This window comes from Dyella sp. NPDC103356, assembly GCF_055584465.1.
On the sequence record NZ_JBVJLZ010000013.1, the window covers coordinates 42,053 to 58,699 of the forward strand.

General features: G+C 55.7%; 14 protein-coding genes and 1 pseudogene. 11 read left to right on the top strand and 4 right to left on the bottom strand.

Annotated elements, in window-relative coordinates; genetic code table 11:
• The first annotated feature begins 273 nt into the window (after positions 1-273).
• The 5 genes and pseudogenes from ACZ6WW_RS22010 to ACZ6WW_RS22030 all read left to right on the top strand — a co-directional run bounded on the left by ACZ6WW_RS22010 (position 274) and on the right by ACZ6WW_RS22030 (position 7,730).
• Entirely contained in the window at positions 274-1,173 is a 900-nt protein-coding gene (locus ACZ6WW_RS22010) for an RHS repeat-associated core domain-containing protein (protein WP_465276118.1), read from the top strand.
• 860 nt (positions 1,174-2,033) lie between these two features.
• A pseudogene (locus ACZ6WW_RS22015) lies at positions 2,034-2,936 on the top strand (RHS repeat-associated core domain-containing protein); the annotation flags it as partial.
• An 812-nt stretch (positions 2,937-3,748) separates the two neighbouring features.
• Positions 3,749-3,988 carry a hypothetical protein gene (locus ACZ6WW_RS22020; RefSeq protein WP_465276094.1) on the top strand — a complete coding sequence of 80 codons (240 nt, stop codon included), beginning with the start codon at positions 3,749-3,751 and terminating at the stop codon, positions 3,986-3,988.
• A gap of 2,231 nt (positions 3,989-6,219) precedes the next feature.
• Positions 6,220-6,540 carry an RHS repeat-associated core domain-containing protein gene (locus ACZ6WW_RS22025; protein ID WP_465276119.1) on the top strand — a complete coding sequence of 107 codons (321 nt, stop codon included), beginning with the start codon at positions 6,220-6,222 and terminating at the stop codon, positions 6,538-6,540.
• 260 nt (positions 6,541-6,800) lie between these two features.
• The gene (locus tag ACZ6WW_RS22030) at positions 6,801-7,730 is read left to right on the top strand and encodes an MBL fold metallo-hydrolase (RefSeq protein ID WP_465276095.1); all 930 of its coding nucleotides are present in this window, start codon (positions 6,801-6,803) and stop codon (positions 7,728-7,730) included.
• Position 7,731: 1 nt separating this feature from the next.
• Here ACZ6WW_RS22030 and ACZ6WW_RS22035 read toward each other — a convergent pair whose 3' ends face one another.
• A complete protein-coding gene (locus tag ACZ6WW_RS22035) occupies positions 7,732-8,337 on the bottom strand; it encodes a TetR/AcrR family transcriptional regulator (RefSeq protein WP_465276096.1) in 606 nt (201 codons plus the stop codon).
• A 70-nt stretch (positions 8,338-8,407) separates the two neighbouring features.
• On the opposite strand from ACZ6WW_RS22035, the gene ACZ6WW_RS22040 reads away from it, so the two are divergent.
• The 4 genes from ACZ6WW_RS22040 to ACZ6WW_RS22055 all read left to right on the top strand — a co-directional run bounded on the left by ACZ6WW_RS22040 (position 8,408) and on the right by ACZ6WW_RS22055 (position 12,094).
• The gene (locus ACZ6WW_RS22040) at positions 8,408-9,679 is read left to right on the top strand and encodes an MFS transporter (RefSeq protein WP_465276097.1); all 1,272 of its coding nucleotides are present in this window, start codon (positions 8,408-8,410) and stop codon (positions 9,677-9,679) included.
• Positions 9,680-9,897: 218 nt separating this feature from the next.
• Positions 9,898-10,977 carry a 3-deoxy-7-phosphoheptulonate synthase gene (locus ACZ6WW_RS22045; protein ID WP_465276098.1) on the top strand — a complete coding sequence of 360 codons (1,080 nt, stop codon included), beginning with the start codon at positions 9,898-9,900 and terminating at the stop codon, positions 10,975-10,977.
• A gap of 67 nt (positions 10,978-11,044) precedes the next feature.
• On the top strand, positions 11,045-11,320 hold the full coding sequence (locus ACZ6WW_RS22050; RefSeq protein WP_465276099.1) for a GNAT family N-acetyltransferase: 276 nt from the start codon (positions 11,045-11,047) through the stop codon (positions 11,318-11,320).
• 105 nt (positions 11,321-11,425) lie between these two features.
• Positions 11,426-12,094: a DUF1345 domain-containing protein gene (locus tag ACZ6WW_RS22055; RefSeq protein WP_465276100.1), complete on the top strand. Its 669-nt coding sequence runs from the start codon at positions 11,426-11,428 to the stop codon at positions 12,092-12,094.
• 125 nt (positions 12,095-12,219) lie between these two features.
• Here ACZ6WW_RS22055 and ACZ6WW_RS22060 read toward each other — a convergent pair whose 3' ends face one another.
• Positions 12,220-12,702 carry a YajQ family cyclic di-GMP-binding protein gene (locus ACZ6WW_RS22060; protein ID WP_281852729.1) on the bottom strand — a complete coding sequence of 161 codons (483 nt, stop codon included), beginning with the start codon at positions 12,700-12,702 and terminating at the stop codon, positions 12,220-12,222.
• 98 nt (positions 12,703-12,800) lie between these two features.
• Here ACZ6WW_RS22060 and ACZ6WW_RS22065 point away from each other — a divergent pair, with 98 nt between their 5' ends.
• Complete coding sequence (locus ACZ6WW_RS22065; protein ID WP_465276101.1) at positions 12,801-13,979, top strand: BaiN/RdsA family NAD(P)/FAD-dependent oxidoreductase; 1,179 nt, start codon at positions 12,801-12,803, stop codon at positions 13,977-13,979.
• Positions 13,980-14,070: 91 nt separating this feature from the next.
• Entirely contained in the window at positions 14,071-14,949 is an 879-nt protein-coding gene (locus ACZ6WW_RS22070; RefSeq protein ID WP_465276102.1) for an NAD(P)-dependent oxidoreductase, read from the top strand.
• A gap of 218 nt (positions 14,950-15,167) precedes the next feature.
• Here the strand turns inward: ACZ6WW_RS22070 and ACZ6WW_RS22075 are convergent, their stop codons facing one another.
• Positions 15,168-15,638, bottom strand: coding sequence for a YaiI/YqxD family protein (locus ACZ6WW_RS22075; RefSeq protein ID WP_465276103.1), 471 nt, complete (start codon positions 15,636-15,638; stop codon positions 15,168-15,170).
• Positions 15,635-16,516, bottom strand: coding sequence for a PhzF family phenazine biosynthesis protein (locus ACZ6WW_RS22080; RefSeq protein ID WP_465276104.1), 882 nt, complete (start codon positions 16,514-16,516; stop codon positions 15,635-15,637). The genes ACZ6WW_RS22075 and ACZ6WW_RS22080 overlap by 4 nt, the downstream gene beginning before the upstream one ends.
• Between the last annotated feature and the right edge of the window lie 131 nt (positions 16,517-16,647).

Genomic DNA, 16,647 nt, shown 5'->3' on the forward strand with positions numbered 1-16,647 from the left:
GATTTCAGGCGGTAGTGTATTTGATATATAGGATATTCATGGGGTTTTTCCCGCCTGGCCTGGATGCAGTCATTATCCAGGGCCTAGCCTTAGGGATGGGTGTTAGGTATTTCTTGAAGAAGGAGTCTCATCGGTGGTCTTCAGGAAAATCGAAATGATTGTCAATAATGACGCTCGCCTCAAATCGCGTTCTTCTTATGAAATGCCAATGCGACCTGGAGTTTTCGCATTGTTACATTCGTTGGGTTTGTTATATACCGGCCGCTGACGGGCCTGACGTATATGCAGGCGCGTTATTACGATGCGGATCTGGGGCGGTTTCTGTCGGTGGATCCGGTCCAGTCGACACCGGGCGATATCTTCAACTTTGCCCGTTATGCCTACGCCAACAACAACCCAATGATGTTCACTGATCCTACCGGCATGGTTGCGGCGGCATGCAGGAGCGATGCGGTGATGAACTCAGATGGGTCCTGGAGTGTGATGGGGAGTGGTTGCGTTGGCGGTTCAGGAGGTTGGGGTGGTGTTGCGGGTTGGTTTCCTATGTGGGGAGGCGGTGCGTTGGGCGCACCGAGGGAGCCTGGCGTTGCTGGAGGTGGTGGTAGCTCGATAACTAACCTCGCTCCGGTGATAGTGGCGGCAGCTAACATCACGACTATTTTCCCGAAGATGGAGATGTCGAGTGTTGGCGACATTGCGTGCAGCAAGGGAATGGCGAGTGTTGCGGGTGCGATGGCAGGTGGTTTAGTGACAGGTGCGCTTACGGGCGCTGCAAATGGCAAGGGAAATCCATATGCCGTAGGCGCTACAGCGATATCGGGAGCTTTTCTAGCTGGCGCCGCTCAGACAATTGCAAATGTGTCAGGACCATACATGGGTAGCGATGCATCGGGCACGGTCGCGAGCATCATGAACACTTATCTTAGTGATCCCAGGCCTAACTCTGTGGCAATCAATGGTCTGACATTTTACTTTATATCAAAAGTAACAGGTAGTAATCCTGGTCGAGGCGCTGAAATTTCACGTAGGGCGGTTATGTATGCAGGTGTGGCAACAGTGACGAATAGAGGCTTAGGTGCGGGCGCAATAGTTGCAGGTCCTGTATTCGGTACCGCAGGTGCAATGACCGATTTTGCTATCGAGTCTGGATGGAATAATTTTTGTGGAAACTAAAAAGCAATTTTACCTGAGATGTGTAAAAGGTACTGGTTTTGGTTTGCTTGCATTTTGTATTGGATTTTTTCTATACAGAATCGTTTTTGGTTTTTTCCGCCTGGCTTTGACTTGGAGATAATGCGTGGGGGCGCGCTAGCGATTACGCTTATGTATATATTTCCTTCAAGGAAAAAGGATAAATGACTTACGGAAGATCAGGCTGTCAAGTCAGTCAAGCGATAGCTTGTCCGGGTGGTGGGTCTCTGGCGAGACTTGGCTTGGTTGGCGATTTATATGCTGGCAGGTCAAAAGTGAGTGCATCGACCAAATTTAAATGTAGGTGATGAAAGTGATATTTTATTTCAGTTTGCTTTTCTTTAATTTACTTGTGCTGTATATAACTAATTGGGTGATGATATTTAATTTACGAAACGATTATAAGAAAATATATGAATTGCTGGGGTCGCCTTCCATGTTTAGCCAGTATCCAACATACATATTTGGTCTAATAAGAAATCCAGAATTCTCTAAAATCAGGAAGGGTTGTAAAATAAATGCATATTTATTGCTTGTATTTATGTTTTCTTGGGTGGTGATGCTGGTGCTTTTTGTGCGGTCCTTGGAAGGGTAGTGGCGATCGCATGTGTGAATGTGTCGATTTTTACAATCTTGTGCATTTGCAATAATAGAGAGCGCTAGCGCCAAGCCTGGCCTGTACTCGGCAGACCAATCCAGAGGGCGCGTTGTCTTGCAGGCCCGCGAATATCCGGTTTGAATCATTGTTAAGTCATTCCGCTCACGATATCGATGCGCCGTCAGAACGTAGTCATGACAATAGGAAAGCCCAGATCGTGACGCGGACTTAGTACACAGCATGTGGAGCGGCGGTGCAGAACACCAGCAAGGATGAGACGGCGGGGTATACGGGTCACTACGAGGATCCGCTGACGGGCCTGACGTATATGCAGGCGCGTTATTACGATGCGGATCTGGGGCGGTTTCTGTCGGCGGATCCGATCCAGTCGACCCCGGGCGATATCTTCAACTTCGCCCGTTACGCCTACGCCAACAACAACCCCATGATGTTCACCGATCCTACCGGGATGGTTGCGGCGTCGTGCAGGAGCGATGCGGTGATGAACTCGGATGGGTCGTGGAGTGTGACGGGGAGTGGTTGTGTTGGCGGTTCAGGAGGTTGGGGTGGTGTTGCGGGTTGGTTTCAGGGATGGGGTAGCTCTACCGGGCAGCGCCGTGAGCTTGGAGACAGTGTCACAACAAACTATAGCGCTATGAACGTGACGGCGAATCGTCCCCCCGATCCTGAAGCTGTCACGTTGCTGTATGCGAAGGGGAGCCCGACGGTAACTATTGGGGGAAGTCTGGAAGCAGTCGCAGGAGTCGGGGCTACCATTTCTGGCGGGATTCTATTGAATCCTGGCATGGGGGACAGTTGCTTTGATATTGGCTTGTTTGGTGCAGGAGGTCTCCGCGTCGGATTTGGTGCGAGCGCCGGTGGCAATTTGGGAACGGTTGCAGGGCAGTCGACCAATATAAGCGGCCTAAGTCTGGACGTCGCCGGTTCATTTAAATTCATGAGCGTGGCAGCGGGTTGGGCGCTTCCACGCCCGGGTCCGGGGGCATCGCTTACTAAAATCCCACAATCTCTATCGATGGGAGTGAGTGGAGGTACCCCATTCTCTTTAACCGCAGGTCCAACAAAAAGTGTAACTCTAACGTTAAATGATGCGCTCAGGGCGCTTGGATATTCGAGGTGCAAGTGAGATGAATGCTACAAGTAGAAAAGTTATTTCCATATATATTCTTTGTGTCATTTCATTTTTATCGACGATATTGCTTTTGAGGGTTAGTGGGTATTTTTTATTAATTTTACCCGTTAGTGCGATGCTCTTGGCGATCTTTGGTGCTTCAATTCGTTGTCCAAATTGTGATGAATCTGTGCTTAAAGTTGGGAGGGTGGGAAGGATGGTTATATGGAGTCCATTTCTTGAAAAAAAATGTAGAAAATGTGGCATAGAATTCGATTCTTACGGCGTATGATTAAAAATCTCAAATATCGAAACAAAGGGCGATTCGTGTGACTGGGATGTTCAATTGTTCCATTGCTTTATTTCATGTATGGCTTGATCATCTCTGGCTATCACGGAGTTGTGAGTTTTACGTTCTTTGCTTTTTACGTATTTTTTATAATGTGGATAGTTTTCATACTAAGGTTTGCGGTGTGGGGTTCATATGACGAATCACCTTCGTTGGTGAATGGAAAGGTTACAAGAAATATTAATGTCACCATTGCTGCATATGCAAAATTATCATATCTGATTGCAGCATATCTTTTGTGGATAAGCGCTGGATTTTACATGTATACAGTGACATTTATTTTTGGATTTAACTATTGCATATATGTCATATCTTGCCTCGTAGCTGGAAGGGATAGGTTGAGCGAATTTAGATTTTTTCTGTATGTATGAAATAAATACGGAACAATTACATATCTCAGAGATCCGAGATCAATCGAGGTTCGGGGGCTGTGGCGGCGGTCGGAGTGCTGGTGTGGCTACGGATGCATCGGTTGTATATGGATAGAATAGATATTGTGGTGGCTAAAAGAGCGATTTTGAAAAGGGGACTTGATGCGCTTTGCCTCGGCTTTGTCTCTTTTGGAATAACATTTATCGCCTATGTGGTGGTAATGGGTTTTTCTCCATCAGGACTTGATGCGGAGACCATAAGAGGCGTGTGTTTGGCAGTTACTTTAGGCTATTTTTTTCGCCGAAGAGAAGCAATGATTTTGATAGGAGGTAGCATTGATCAGTGATGCCGGTTTGGCAATTGATACAAATGCGACGTTTTGCTTGTATCGCAGCGGATCAGTAGGAGGTGGAATGGGAGACGCATGGGGAACCATAGGCGTTGCTGGAGGGATCGGTACCGGCCCTCTAGCAAGTGGCACGCAAACGTCTTACGGTGCCTATTGGCAAGGCGGAAACGGTTTAACCGGGGAGGGAGAAATCTCACATTCTTCGGGAGGTGGAAGTAGCTTCGCTCGCGGACTTGGCGGAATAACTGCAAGCGCAACCGGCGCATCATTTAGCGCTGGTACATTTTTGAATAAAACAGCCTATAGTTGCTTCTGACGATGAAAGCATCGAGGATATTTGCATTTAAGGCGCTCTGCCTCGCCGGGGCGTCAATCGACTTCCTTTTAGTTTATTTTTTTCAGACACTCCAATATTGAGAGCGATTGGAATTGGATTTGTTTCCGTCGGCGCCATCTCCGTTTTTCTGACTATGTTTTTAAATTCAATGGGTTACATAGAAAATGATATTACTCCATGGTTAAGAAAAATATTCAAACATTGAAATAATGCACGGCTTACAGTTCGGTAATGCAGAACAGCCGCAAAGATGGGTTTGACGATTGTATCTCATGCAGGAACGCTTACGATCAACGGTATACTACAAAAATAAGGTGAGGCCGGTGTGACAACTAGAATTACTCCAAGAAGAAAGTTTTTCCTGGTGGCGGCTGCATTTTTAATATCTGAGCTTATTTTGTCTTTGGGATTATCAAGATATGTTCATCCGGCGATTACCGCGCTGATCATATTGCTGTGGTCGGGCTGGTACAGCTCCAGAATTAAATGCCCGGTATGCGGTAATCTGGTTGGACGGATTCCAAACTCATCTTGGGGAGCTGTCAATACTATATTTCCCGCAAAAAAATGCCCCGTTTGTGAAACTGATCTCGGGTAATGACTAATTTGGGTGCGCCTTGGGGCGTTGCGTAAAATGGTTATTGAATTTTCGGTGGGTCAAGGTATTTCTGCGTTGCCATACTCGGTTGGCGCATCGCATGTCGCGTCCCTAAGAATTAATCAGGCGCTGAGATATTTTGGTTATAATCGGTGTGGTGGGTTATATGAGTGCAAAAAAAAGATTTATCTTATCTTTGACGTTGGCCTTGGTGTCGATCGTGGCGGTTCCTGTTGTGCTTGAAGATGTCGTCCCTGTTCATGTAACAATCTTCATTATTTTCATGATTTTTTCTATGATCATAACTAGCATTAAATGTGATAAATTCGGTGAATCAATAATTGTGAGCAAGAATAGAAGGTGGGGGTTGCTTTGGCTGGCCTGGCCTAGTAGGAAGTGTAAGGTTTGTGGGGGTGATTTATAAGTCATTTGTCTATTAAAAATATCTGGATGTGGGAACTGTGGAAAATAAAATTAGTCCGAGAAAGAAATTTTTCCTAGTTATCGCGGCATTTGTAATTGGTGAGATCGCGCTGCCTTTTGCGCTAAGTCGATACATCTATCCGGCTATGACTTTCTTCGCTATTCTGTTGTGGTCCATATGGTATAGCTCAAAAATAAAGTGCCCTAGTTGCGGAAATCCATTGGGTCGAATTCCAAATTCATCGTGGGGTGTAGTTAGTACTATATTTCCTGCAAAAAAATGCCCTGTTTGTGAAACTGATCTTAGGTAATGATTAATTTGGGTGCATCTTGGAGTATTGCGGAAACTGCTATTGAATTGTCGATCGGTTCAGGTGTTTGTGCGTTATTGGAAATTAAGATATGTATTTGATGTTATTGTTGATTTCTTTTGTGTCTTTATATGGGTCTAAGTCCATCCTTATATGGATTCTAAGAGATAACTATAACGATATATACGTGTCTTTAGGATCTCCATCAATGTTGAGTCAATATCCATTCTTCGTTTTTGGACTAATTTCAAGAAAAGATTTTAAAAGGATGAAAAAATCGCATCAGAAGTACGCATATTTCATGATTTTATCGATGGTGGCTTGGTCGGTGTTTTTTGTTCTGGCTGCGAGATCGCTGGGGAGTGAGAGGTAATTTCCTCAGTGAGTTCCTATGTTTTCATGATGAGAGATCGTGGTTGGCATTGTTCTGGGTATGACTTTCCCCTTCTAAGTAGGCAGGTCTCCTACACGTGAGCGTGGATCAAGGCGCTCCGCTCAACGGCTCAGGCCTGTACGCCGTACCTGCCGCGCCCGCGGTAGCCGACAGCACGTAACTACTATCCACGCCGACCGCCTGGGCAGCAACGTGGTCATGACCGATGCGAATGCGCGAGTGGTGGCGAAGACGGAATACACAGCGTACGGCGCGGCGGCGCAGAACACCCACAAGGACGAGACAGCGGGGTATACGGGCCACTACGAGGATCCGCTGACGGGCCTGACGTATATGCAGGCGCGTTATTACGATGCGGATTTGGGGCGGTTTCTGTCGGTGGATCCGATCCAGTCGACCCCGGGCGATATCTTCAACTTCGCCCGTTATGCCTACGCTGACACGCTGATGATGTTTACCGAGTACTCGACTTCAGGGAGACTCTAAAACCTTCGGTCAGCTGGTTATGGAAAGCCACATCCCCTAGCTTGTAGGAGCGACTTCAGTCGCGACAGCAACTTATGGTGAGGTAGGCCCATCGCGACTGAAGTCGCTCCTACAAACTAGGAAGTTATTCGCCAAGTCGGTAGGTTTTTAGCGGTGTGCTTCAGTCGTTACCCACCTGTCACGTTGCACAGGGACGCCGCCATCTAACCCTCACATCGTTCTTGCTATCCTCCCGGTCCCAGCTAATAAGAGCGGAAGCGATGCACCCTCACGGCATCCATACCATCGACACCGGCTTTTTCCGTCCACACTTCGATGCTGCGTATCTCATCGTCGAGAACGGTCACGGCGCCTTTATCGATTGCGGTACGAATTATTCGGTGCCGCGCATGCTCGCCGCGCTGGATAACGCGGGTTTGCAGCCTGAGCATGTCGACTGGTTGATCCTGACCCATGTGCATCTGGATCACGCCGGTGGCGCGGGCGAGCTGATGGCGAAGTTGCCCAATGCGCAACTGGTGGCGCATCCGCGTGGCGCGCGGCACATGATCGATCCTTCCATGCTGTGGGCCGGCGCGAGCGCGGTCTATGGCGAGGAAACCATGCAGCGCGAGTACGGTCGCTTGCGGCCCGTGCCGGCCGAGCGGGTGATCGAATCGGCGGATGGGTATGTGGTGGATTTGCAGGGAAGGCCGCTGCTTTGCCTGGAAACTCCCGGGCACGCCAAGCATCATCAAGCCATCTATGACGAACGCGCGCGTGTCTGCTTTACCGGTGACACGTTCGGGCTTTCCTATCGCGAGCTGGATACGGCAGCAGGCCCGTTTATTCTACCGACCACGACGCCGGTGCAGTTCGACCCGGTTGCGCTACATGCATCGATCGACCGATTGCTCGCGCTCAAACCCGAGGCGATGTACCTGACGCATTACGGCCGGGTCGAAACGGTATCCAAGCTTGCCGAAGATCTGCACGAACTGATCGACGCCATGGTGGCGATCGCGCAAAGTCTCAACGAGGCGCCGGAGCGCCATGAGGCCATGAAGGATGCGCTGGCGCGCCTCTATCTCGAACGCGCACATCTGCACGGCTGGCAAGGTTCGCGTGACGAACTGCTTGTCCTGCTCGGCATGGACGTGGAATTGAACGCGCAGGGGCTTGGCGTCTGGCTTGATCAGCATAAAACCTGAGTCAGTCGACCTGCGATCGGATCAGGGTTTGAGCTACCTCGACCAATGAGGCAGCGGGTCCGTGTCCGCCAAACGTCTGCCCGGACGCATAGGTCCCTTCGAGCAATAGCAGCAGGCCATCGGCCAGCAACTCCGGTTGGCGCGCCTGCATCGCCTTGCACATCTGCACCAGCCGCGCACGCAGTTTGCGCTTGTGTTCTTGTGCGACCTTGCGCGCCGGATGATCGGTCTGCGGGTACTCGATCGCCGCATTGGTGAGCCCGCAACCGCGGTAGTCGCGTTTGGATGCGCGCTGCGCCAGTCCCTGCATGTAGCCGAGCAACTGTGCACGCACGTCGTCGGGATGCCGATCTTTTTCGCTATCGAAGCGCTCCCAGAAGGCCACTTCGTAGTCGCGCAGATATTCGGCGGCAAGCTCGTCCTTGGACGCGTAGCTGCGATACAGGCTGGGCTTGGTGACGCCGGCGCGGGTGACGATCTCATCGACACCGACAGCACGGATGCCCTCGCGATAGAACAGCTCCTGCGCGGTCTGCCGGATACGGTCGGCGGCACGGAGCTTGGTCGGTTCGGGGGCAGGGGTCTTGGGTGTCTGTTTGATAGGCATATGCACGACAGGTTGACGATGTTACCGATCGGTACGTATGATGCGCCGAAACCACGTACCGATCGGTAACATGACTATAGTCCGGAAACGTCCCTGGGGCCAGCGCTACGCTTTTGTGGTGGCTGGCGTGATCTTCCTGGCGCTGCTGGCAGCCGCTGGCGTGCGTGCCGCGCCGGGCGTGTTGATCCTGCCCCTGGGCCAGGCGTTCGGCTGGAGTCGCGACAGCATTTCGCTGGCGGCGGCGGTGGGCATTTTTCTTTATGGCCTGGTCGGTCCGTTTGCCGCGGCGTTGATGCAGGCGGTGGGTATCCGTCGCACGCTGATGGCTGCGCTGACATTGATGGCCTTGTCGATTGCGGCGAGCAACTGGATGACTCAGCCCTGGCATCTGCTGCTTAGCTGGGGCGTGTTTTCTGGCATCGGTTCGGGTTGCGTCGCAATCGTACTGGGCGCAACCGTCGTCAATCGCTGGTTCGTCAAGCATCGCGGCCTGATGCTGGGCTTGCTCACCGCGAGCACGGCCACGGGCACGCTGGCATTTCTGCCGGCGCTGGCAGCGATCGCCGCGCATGGTGGCTGGCAGCCGGTGGTATGGACGGTGTCGATCGCTTGTGCGGTGCTGGTGCCGCTGGTGTGGTGGCTGCTGCCGGAGCGGCCGGCCGATGCGGGGCTGGTGCCTTATGGCGCAGAACCCGGCACCGTTGTACAGGAGCCGCCGCGGCGTAACTTGCTGGCGATTGCGCTGGGTACGTTGGCGAAAGCATCGCGCCATCGGACCTTCTGGTTTCTGTTCGGCACGTTTTTTATCTGCGGTTTCACGACCAATGGTTTGATCGGCACGCATTTCATCGCGATGTGCGGCGATCACGGCATTCCCGAAGTCCGCGCCGCTGGTCTGCTGGCGATGATGGGTTTTTGCGATCTGGTCGGCACCACGCTATCGGGGTGGCTGACCGATCGCTTCGATCCACGCAAATTGCTGTTTGTCTATTACGGCTTGCGCGGGTTGTCGCTGATCTGGCTACCGTATTCGGATTTCTCGCTGCACAGCCTGGCTTTGTTTGGCGTGTTCTATGGCCTGGACTGGATTGCCACCGTGCCGCCGACCCTGAAGCTGGCCGCCGAAGCGTTCGGCGATCAGGATGCACCGGTGGTATTTGGCTGGGTCGCCGCGGGGCATCAGGTGGGGGCGGCCAGTGCGGCATTCTTCGCCGGCTTCATGCGCGTGCAGCAGGGTAACTATCTGGAATCGTTCGTTATCGCAGGCGCTTTCGGCATCGTGGCCTCATTGCTGGCGATCGGGATCCGGCGCCGGGCGCCGCTGATCGCGCAGCCGGCATGATGGTGCTTTGCACAAGCCCACAGTTGTGCTATCACTACCGCCCATGACCTCCCACACCACCGCCCTGTATTTCTGGTTTTACGGCTATCCGAAGCCACAGGCGGAGGCATGGGCGCGATCGTCGTAACGAGATCAAACAAGAATCCCAGACCGAACCGCCAGCCTCCACTGGCGGTTTTTTATTGGCCGCCACCGGAACCCCACCAAGGACGTTTCCCATGAGCAGCCATACCGACGATTTACGCATTCGCAGCATCCAGCCCCTGAGCACGCCCGAGCAGGTGATGGGCGAATATCCCTTGAGCGAACGCGCCGCCGCCACGGTGAGCGATGCGCGCCAGGCACTCCACCGCATCCTTGCCGGTGACGACGATCGTCTCGCGGTGGTGATCGGCCCCTGTTCGATCCACGACCCGCAGGCCGCGCTCGAATATGCACAGCGGCTCCGGCTTCAACGCGAGCGGCATGGCGATGCGCTGGAGATCGTCATGCGGGTGTATTTCGAAAAGCCGCGCACCACGGTGGGCTGGAAGGGGCTGATCAACGATCCCGATCTCGATGGCAGCTTTCGCATCGATAAGGGATTGCGCCTCGCGCGCAGCGTGCTGCACGACATCAACGATCTGGGTTTGCCGGCGGGCTGCGAATTTCTCGACATGATTACGCCGCAGTACACCGCGGACCTGGTCGCCTGGGGCGCGATCGGTGCGCGCACGACCGAGAGCCAGGTGCATCGCGAACTGGCGTCGGGGCTTTCTTGTCCGGTCGGTTTCAAGAACGGCACCGATGGCAACGTCAAGATTGCCGTGGATGCGGTTCAGGCCGCTTCGCAACCGCATCATTTTCTCGCCGTGACCAAGCAGGGCAATGTCGCCATCGCCGCCACCAGCGGTAACGAAGACTGTCATCTGATCCTGCGCGGCGGCCATGTGCCGAACTACGATGCCGACAGCGTGCAGGCGGCCTGCATGGCCATGGAAAAAGCCGGGCTTGCGCCACGCCTGATGATCGATGCCAGCCATGCCAACAGCGCCAAGCGGCCGGAGAACCAGCCAGCCGTTGCCGAGGATATTGCGCGTCAGCTGGAAGCCGGAGAACAGCGGATCATCGGTGTGATGGTCGAAAGCCATCTGGTGGGCGGCCAGCAAGCGTTGCTGCCGGGCAAGCCGCTGACCTATGGCCAGAGCATCACCGATGGCTGCCTGGACTGGGAGCAATCCGTGCAGTTGCTCGATCGTCTTGCCGAGGCGGTACGCGCACGGCGCTTACAAACCCGGCGCAAGGTCGTCAATGGATAATCTTTCACATGGGATTCCCATCGTCCCGGCCTATGCTTGACTCCCGATCTGCGAAAGGGAGTTCCTCATGTCCCCCGAAATCCAGCATGACCGCGCCCGGCATCGTTTCGAAGCGCGCGTGGAAGGCGTCGCTTGCGTGCTCGACTATTTACTCGATCAGCACGTCATGACGGTGACGCACACCGTGGTGCCCGAAGCGGTGGGTGGTCGCGGTATTGCCGCCGACCTGACTCGTGAGGCGATGGAGACGGCGCGCAAGGAAGGCTGGAAAGTGGTGCCCGCATGTTCTTACGCACAAGCCTGGATGCAGCGCCATCCGGAATATGCCGATCTGCGTGCGTGATCGTTATGATGCGCACGTAACCCGCCATGGAGGCGGGTAGAGAGCGGTGCGCTTGAACAAGTCACGATCGATTGAACACGGCCTTCGTATGACACGGAGGCCGGCATGAACACGCACGCAAAACGCAAATGGCGCTGGCGTCCCTTTCATGCCATGCGCGCACGGCCGCGCATGATGACGTCCGCATTGATTTTCGTCGTCATAAGCACACTGCTTTATCTTTCGGGCGTGCGTCTGACGCTTGCACTGCTGCTCGGTTTCGACGTCGGTGCGTTGACTTTCCTGGGCATGGTCGCCTGGCTGTTCAACAAGGCCGGTCCCGATCAGATGCGATCGCAGGCAAAAGCCCAGGACAGTGGTCGCTGGGGTTTTCTGTGGAGCGGTATCGTCCTGACCGCGGTGGTGATGGTGGCGTTGGGTACGGAGCTGCACTCGTCCAAGGACGGCGGCGCCAGCTCGATCGTGCTCTCGTCGGCCAGTGTGGTGCTGTCGTGGCTGTTTATGAACACCATGTTCGCGATGCACTATGCACATGGTTATTACGGCAATTTCGGCAAGCAGCACGAAGGCCTGCAATTTCCGGAAACACCGCAGCCGGACTACTGGGATTTTGCGTATTTCGCCATCGTCATCGGCATGACCTTCCAGGTCTCCGATGTACAGATCACCAGCCGCTATATGCGCCGGGTCGCTTTGCTACATAGCGTGATCGCGTTCTTCTTCAACGTGTTCATTATTGCGTTGACGGTGAACGTGGTGGCAGGGCAGGCTTGATGAAGAGCGGTGAAGCCGGCTGCTTTGCAGCCTGAAAAGGGTAAAGGGTAAAGAGGAGGCAACGTGCTTGCTCTTCCCCTTTACCCTTTACTCTTTTCAGGCCACGTAGTGGCCGGCTTTACCATTCAATCGCGAAAATTATCAAATTGCAGCGGCAGTTCCACGTCCGTCTTGCGTAACAGCGCCATCGCCAATTGCAGGTCGTCGCGTTTCTTGCCGGTAACGCGCAGCTTGTCGCCGTTGATCTGCGCCTCGACCTTCAGCTTGGCTTCTTTCAGCGCAGCAACGAGCTTCTTGGCGATCGGCTGCTCGATACCCTGCTTGACGGTGATTTTCTGGCGGGAGCCGGCCAAGTTCGTTTCCGGGTCTTCGACTTCCAGCGCGCGGATATCGATCTTGCGGCTGCTCAGGCGTGCACGCAGGATGTCCAGCATCTGCTGGAGCTGGAACTCGCTTGGCGCGGTCTGGGTGATGACGAACTTGTCCAGCTCGAACTTGGCGTCGCTGCCCTTGAAGTCGAAGCGGGTGGACAGCTCGCGATTGGCCTGGTCGACGGCATTGGTCAGTTCGTGCTTGTCGACTTCGGAGATCACGTCAAATGAGGGCATGGTGGCGAGTCCTTTACGATGCAAAGTGCCAGTGTAAGCGATAGGCGCGAAGGTAGCGGATAATCGCCGGCCATGGCGATCTCGATGGCGGTATTTCAGTGAAAGTGGATGTGTTGATCATTGGCGGGGGAGCGGCCGGCCTGATGTGCGCCATGGTGGCGGGTTATCGCGGCCGCAGCGTGCTGGTGGTGGACCATGCCAACAAGGTCGGCAAGAAGATCCTGATGTCCGGCGGTGGGCGCTGTAATTTCACCAATCTGGGCGTCACGCCTGCGCAATACCTGTGCGCCAATCCGCATTTCGCCAAGTCGGCGCTGGCACGCTATACCCCGTACGACTTTATCGCGCTGGTCGAAAAACACCGCATCGCCTATCACGAGAAAGAACTGGGGCAGCTGTTTTGCGACGACTCGTCCAAGCAGATCGTGCGCATGTTGCTGGACGAATGCGCTGCCGCTGGCGTGCGCATCGAAACCAGTTGCAGCGTGGAGCGGGTGCGCCGCGGCGAAGAGGGTTTCGCGGTGAAAACCGCGCGTGGCGAAGTGCATGCCGATTCGCTGGTTATTGCCTCCGGCGGCCTTTCGATCCCGAGCATGGGCGCCACCGGTTTTGGCTATGAACTGGCACGCCAGTTTGGCCATGCGGTACTGCCCTCGCGCGCAGGCCTGGTGCCCTTGACCTTGAGCGGCAAGCATCAGGAGCACTACCAGGATCTGGCCGGTGTCGCCTTGCCGCAGGTCGAGGCGCGGGTCGGCAAGCGGGGTTTTCGTGCAGGCATGCTGTTTACCCATCGCGGGATCAGCGGCCCGTCGATCCTGCAGATTTCCTCGTATTGGCAGCCCGGCGACGATTTGCGTATCGATCTGTCGCCGGATACGGATGTCGGCGATTGGCTGATCGCACAACGTGCCGAGCGGCCCGCGGCTGAATTGAAGAACGTGCTCGCCGACCTGTTGGCCAAGCGCCTTGCGCATCGCTTGTGCGAGCGCTGGCTGGGCAACAGGCCGATGCGTCAATGGCAGGAGCATGAGCTGCGCGGCCTGGGCCAGCAGTTGCACGACTGGCCGATCACCGCCAGCGGCACCGAAGGCTATCGCACCGCCGAGGTCACCCTGGGCGGCGTCGATACGGACGGTATTTCTTCCAGCACGATGCAATCGAAGCTCGTTCCCGGGCTTTTCTTCATTGGTGAAGTGGTCGATGTCACCGGCTGGCTGGGGGGCTACAACTTCCAGTGGGCGTGGGCATCGGGGCAGGCTGCCGGCGAGGTGGTTTGACGTTTTTCGTGCTGGTGTCGCTACGTGCCCTTTGCTTTGTGTAAACGAACCCCATGCTTCACTGCCAATCTATCCATCGAAAGGTGTGTCTATGAAAGTCGGATTTATCGGCCTGGGGGCGATGGGCGCCGCGATGGCGAGCAACCTGGTCAAGGCTGGCCACACGGTCACCGTATGGAATCGTTCCGAGGCCGCGACGGCGCCGCTGGTATCGCTGGGCGCGAAAGCTGCTGCCACAGCGGACCGGGCCGCGCAGGGCGAGGTGCTACACAGCATGTTGGCCAACGACAAGGCCGTACGCGAGGTAATCCTCGACAGTGGCCTGCTCGATGGGATGGATCCCGGCACCGTGCACGTCAATCACGCCACCATCTCGGTGGAACTGGCCAGGGTGCTGGTCGAGGAACATGCCAAGCGCAATCTGGGCTATGTCTCAGCTCCGGTCTTTGGTCGGCCGGACGTCGCTGCTGCGGGCAAGCTCAATATTCTCGCGGCAGGCAAGGTATCGGCGGTACAAAAAGTGCAGCCGTTGCTTGAGGCGATGGGGGCGAAAATCTGGCCGCTGGGCGAGGAGCCCGAGCGTGCAAACATCGTCAAGATCGCCGGCAATTTCATGTTGGTGACGGCGATTGAAAGCATGGCTGAAGCATCCGCGCTGACGCGCGCGCATGGTGTCAGCGCGGGCGATTTTCTTGAGATCATGACCAGCACGCTGTTTGCGTCCCCGGTGTATCAGGGGTACGGCAAGTCGATCGTCGAGCAGCGCTTCAAGCCGGCCGGTTTCGCTCTGCCACTGGCGTCGAAGGATATCGGCCTGGCTTTGGAGGCAGGTACGTCCAAACACGTGCCATTGCCGTTTGCCAGCCTGCTGCGCGATAGCTTGCTCGAAGCGTTGGCGCAGGGCGACGAAGACCTGGATCTGGCCTCGTTGTCGCTGGTGGCTGCGCGGCGGGCGAATCTGGGCGACTGACGGGACTTTGGTGTTGCGGTCGCGACGGTGGAACCCCGAAAAACCTTTCTACTCGTCATTCCGGCGCAGGCCGGAACCCAGTGGCTTTGCGATCGGTTGTCGCGAGAGCAAATGAGAATCTGCTCTGCTGCGAAAACCGGAAACTGAGCCCACTGGGTCCCGGCCTGCGCCGGGATGACGATAGGAGAAACTGAGGCTTTTCAAGGCGTGTCGTGCGCTTAACCCAGCATCCTTCGCCGACGCATAAGCCAAGCATCGAGCTGATTGGCAAACGCCTGCTTGTCCCGCGCATGAAACGCAGCCGGCCCACCGGTATCGACACCCGCGCCGCGTAACTCATCCATGAAATTGCGCATCGACAGCCGTTGCGCGATGGTTTCGGTCGTGTAGAGCTCGCCGCGCGGATGCATCGCCATCGCGCCTTTCTCGATCACCGCCGCGGCCAGCGGAATATCCTGGGTGACCACCAGGTCCTGCGCACTCAGGCGCTGCACAATCTCGTTGTCGGCGACATCCAGGCCCGACGGTACCTGCACGGCACGCACGAAGCGTGACGGCGGCGTACGCAACCACTGATTGGCCACCAGCGTGACATTGACCTGTTCTCGCTCGGCGGCGCGAAACAGGATTTCCTTGATCGCGACCGGACAGGCATCGGCATCGACCCAGATTTGCGGCGCCTGACTCACTCGGCGCCGTTCCAGTGCACGTGTCCGTCGATGACGGTATTGGTTTTGCCGCCGACCCAGATGGCACCGTCGATACGCACCAGCAACTGCGCGTTGTAGCCGATCTCGCGGCCCTGGCTGACGGTGTAGCCCTGCGCGAGCGGACCATCGGGCTCGGCATGGGCGATATAGGCACCGATCAGGCCATTGGCGGCGCCGGAAGCGGGGTCTTCGACGATGCCAACGCCCGCGGGTAGTGCCCGCACCACGAGCTGATAATCGGGATGGTTGCTGCGTGCGAACACGCAGATACCCAGGCTGTCGGTGGCTTTGGCCAGTTGGCCGATGGCGGCGTAGTCGGGTTGCCAGGCGCGCAGACTGGCCTCGTCCGCACACTCGGCCACCCACCAGTGGCGGCCACCTTCGACGAAGGCAGGCGGCAACTTGCCCATGCCGATGCCGGACAGTGCGCCGGCAAGCAATGGATGCGCATCGACACCTTGCGAGACCACTTTGGCGCGAGGTGATTTCAACAGTAACTGTCTTGCAGGGCCTTCGCCTTCGACGCGGATCGGCAGTACGCCGGCCAGGCAGTCCTGCCACAGCACGCCGTCGACCGGCTTGGCCAGGCCGCTTTCCAGTACGGCATGTGCGCTGCCGATGCTGGGATGACCGGCGAAAGGGATTTCCTTGTGCGGCGTGAAGATGCGCACGCGATAGCTGGCATCGGGCTGGCTGGGCGGCAACAGGAACGTAGTTTCGACCAGATTGGTCCAGCGGGCGAAGCGCTGCATTTGCGCATCGTTCCAGCCGCGAGCATCGGTAACGACGCCAAGATGATTGCCGCCGCCCAGGGTGGCGGCAAAGACGTCCAGATGCAGGTAACGAATGGGTGACATGAAGGGAGTCGTGGCGGCGACCGGCCGCACTAAAGCGGCGAATGATAGTCCTCCGGCGCCCTTTGTGGCAGTGCAGCGAAGCGCAACCGGACGCGGACAGGGCAGGTGTCGACAAGCGCAGGCGGGCTCGT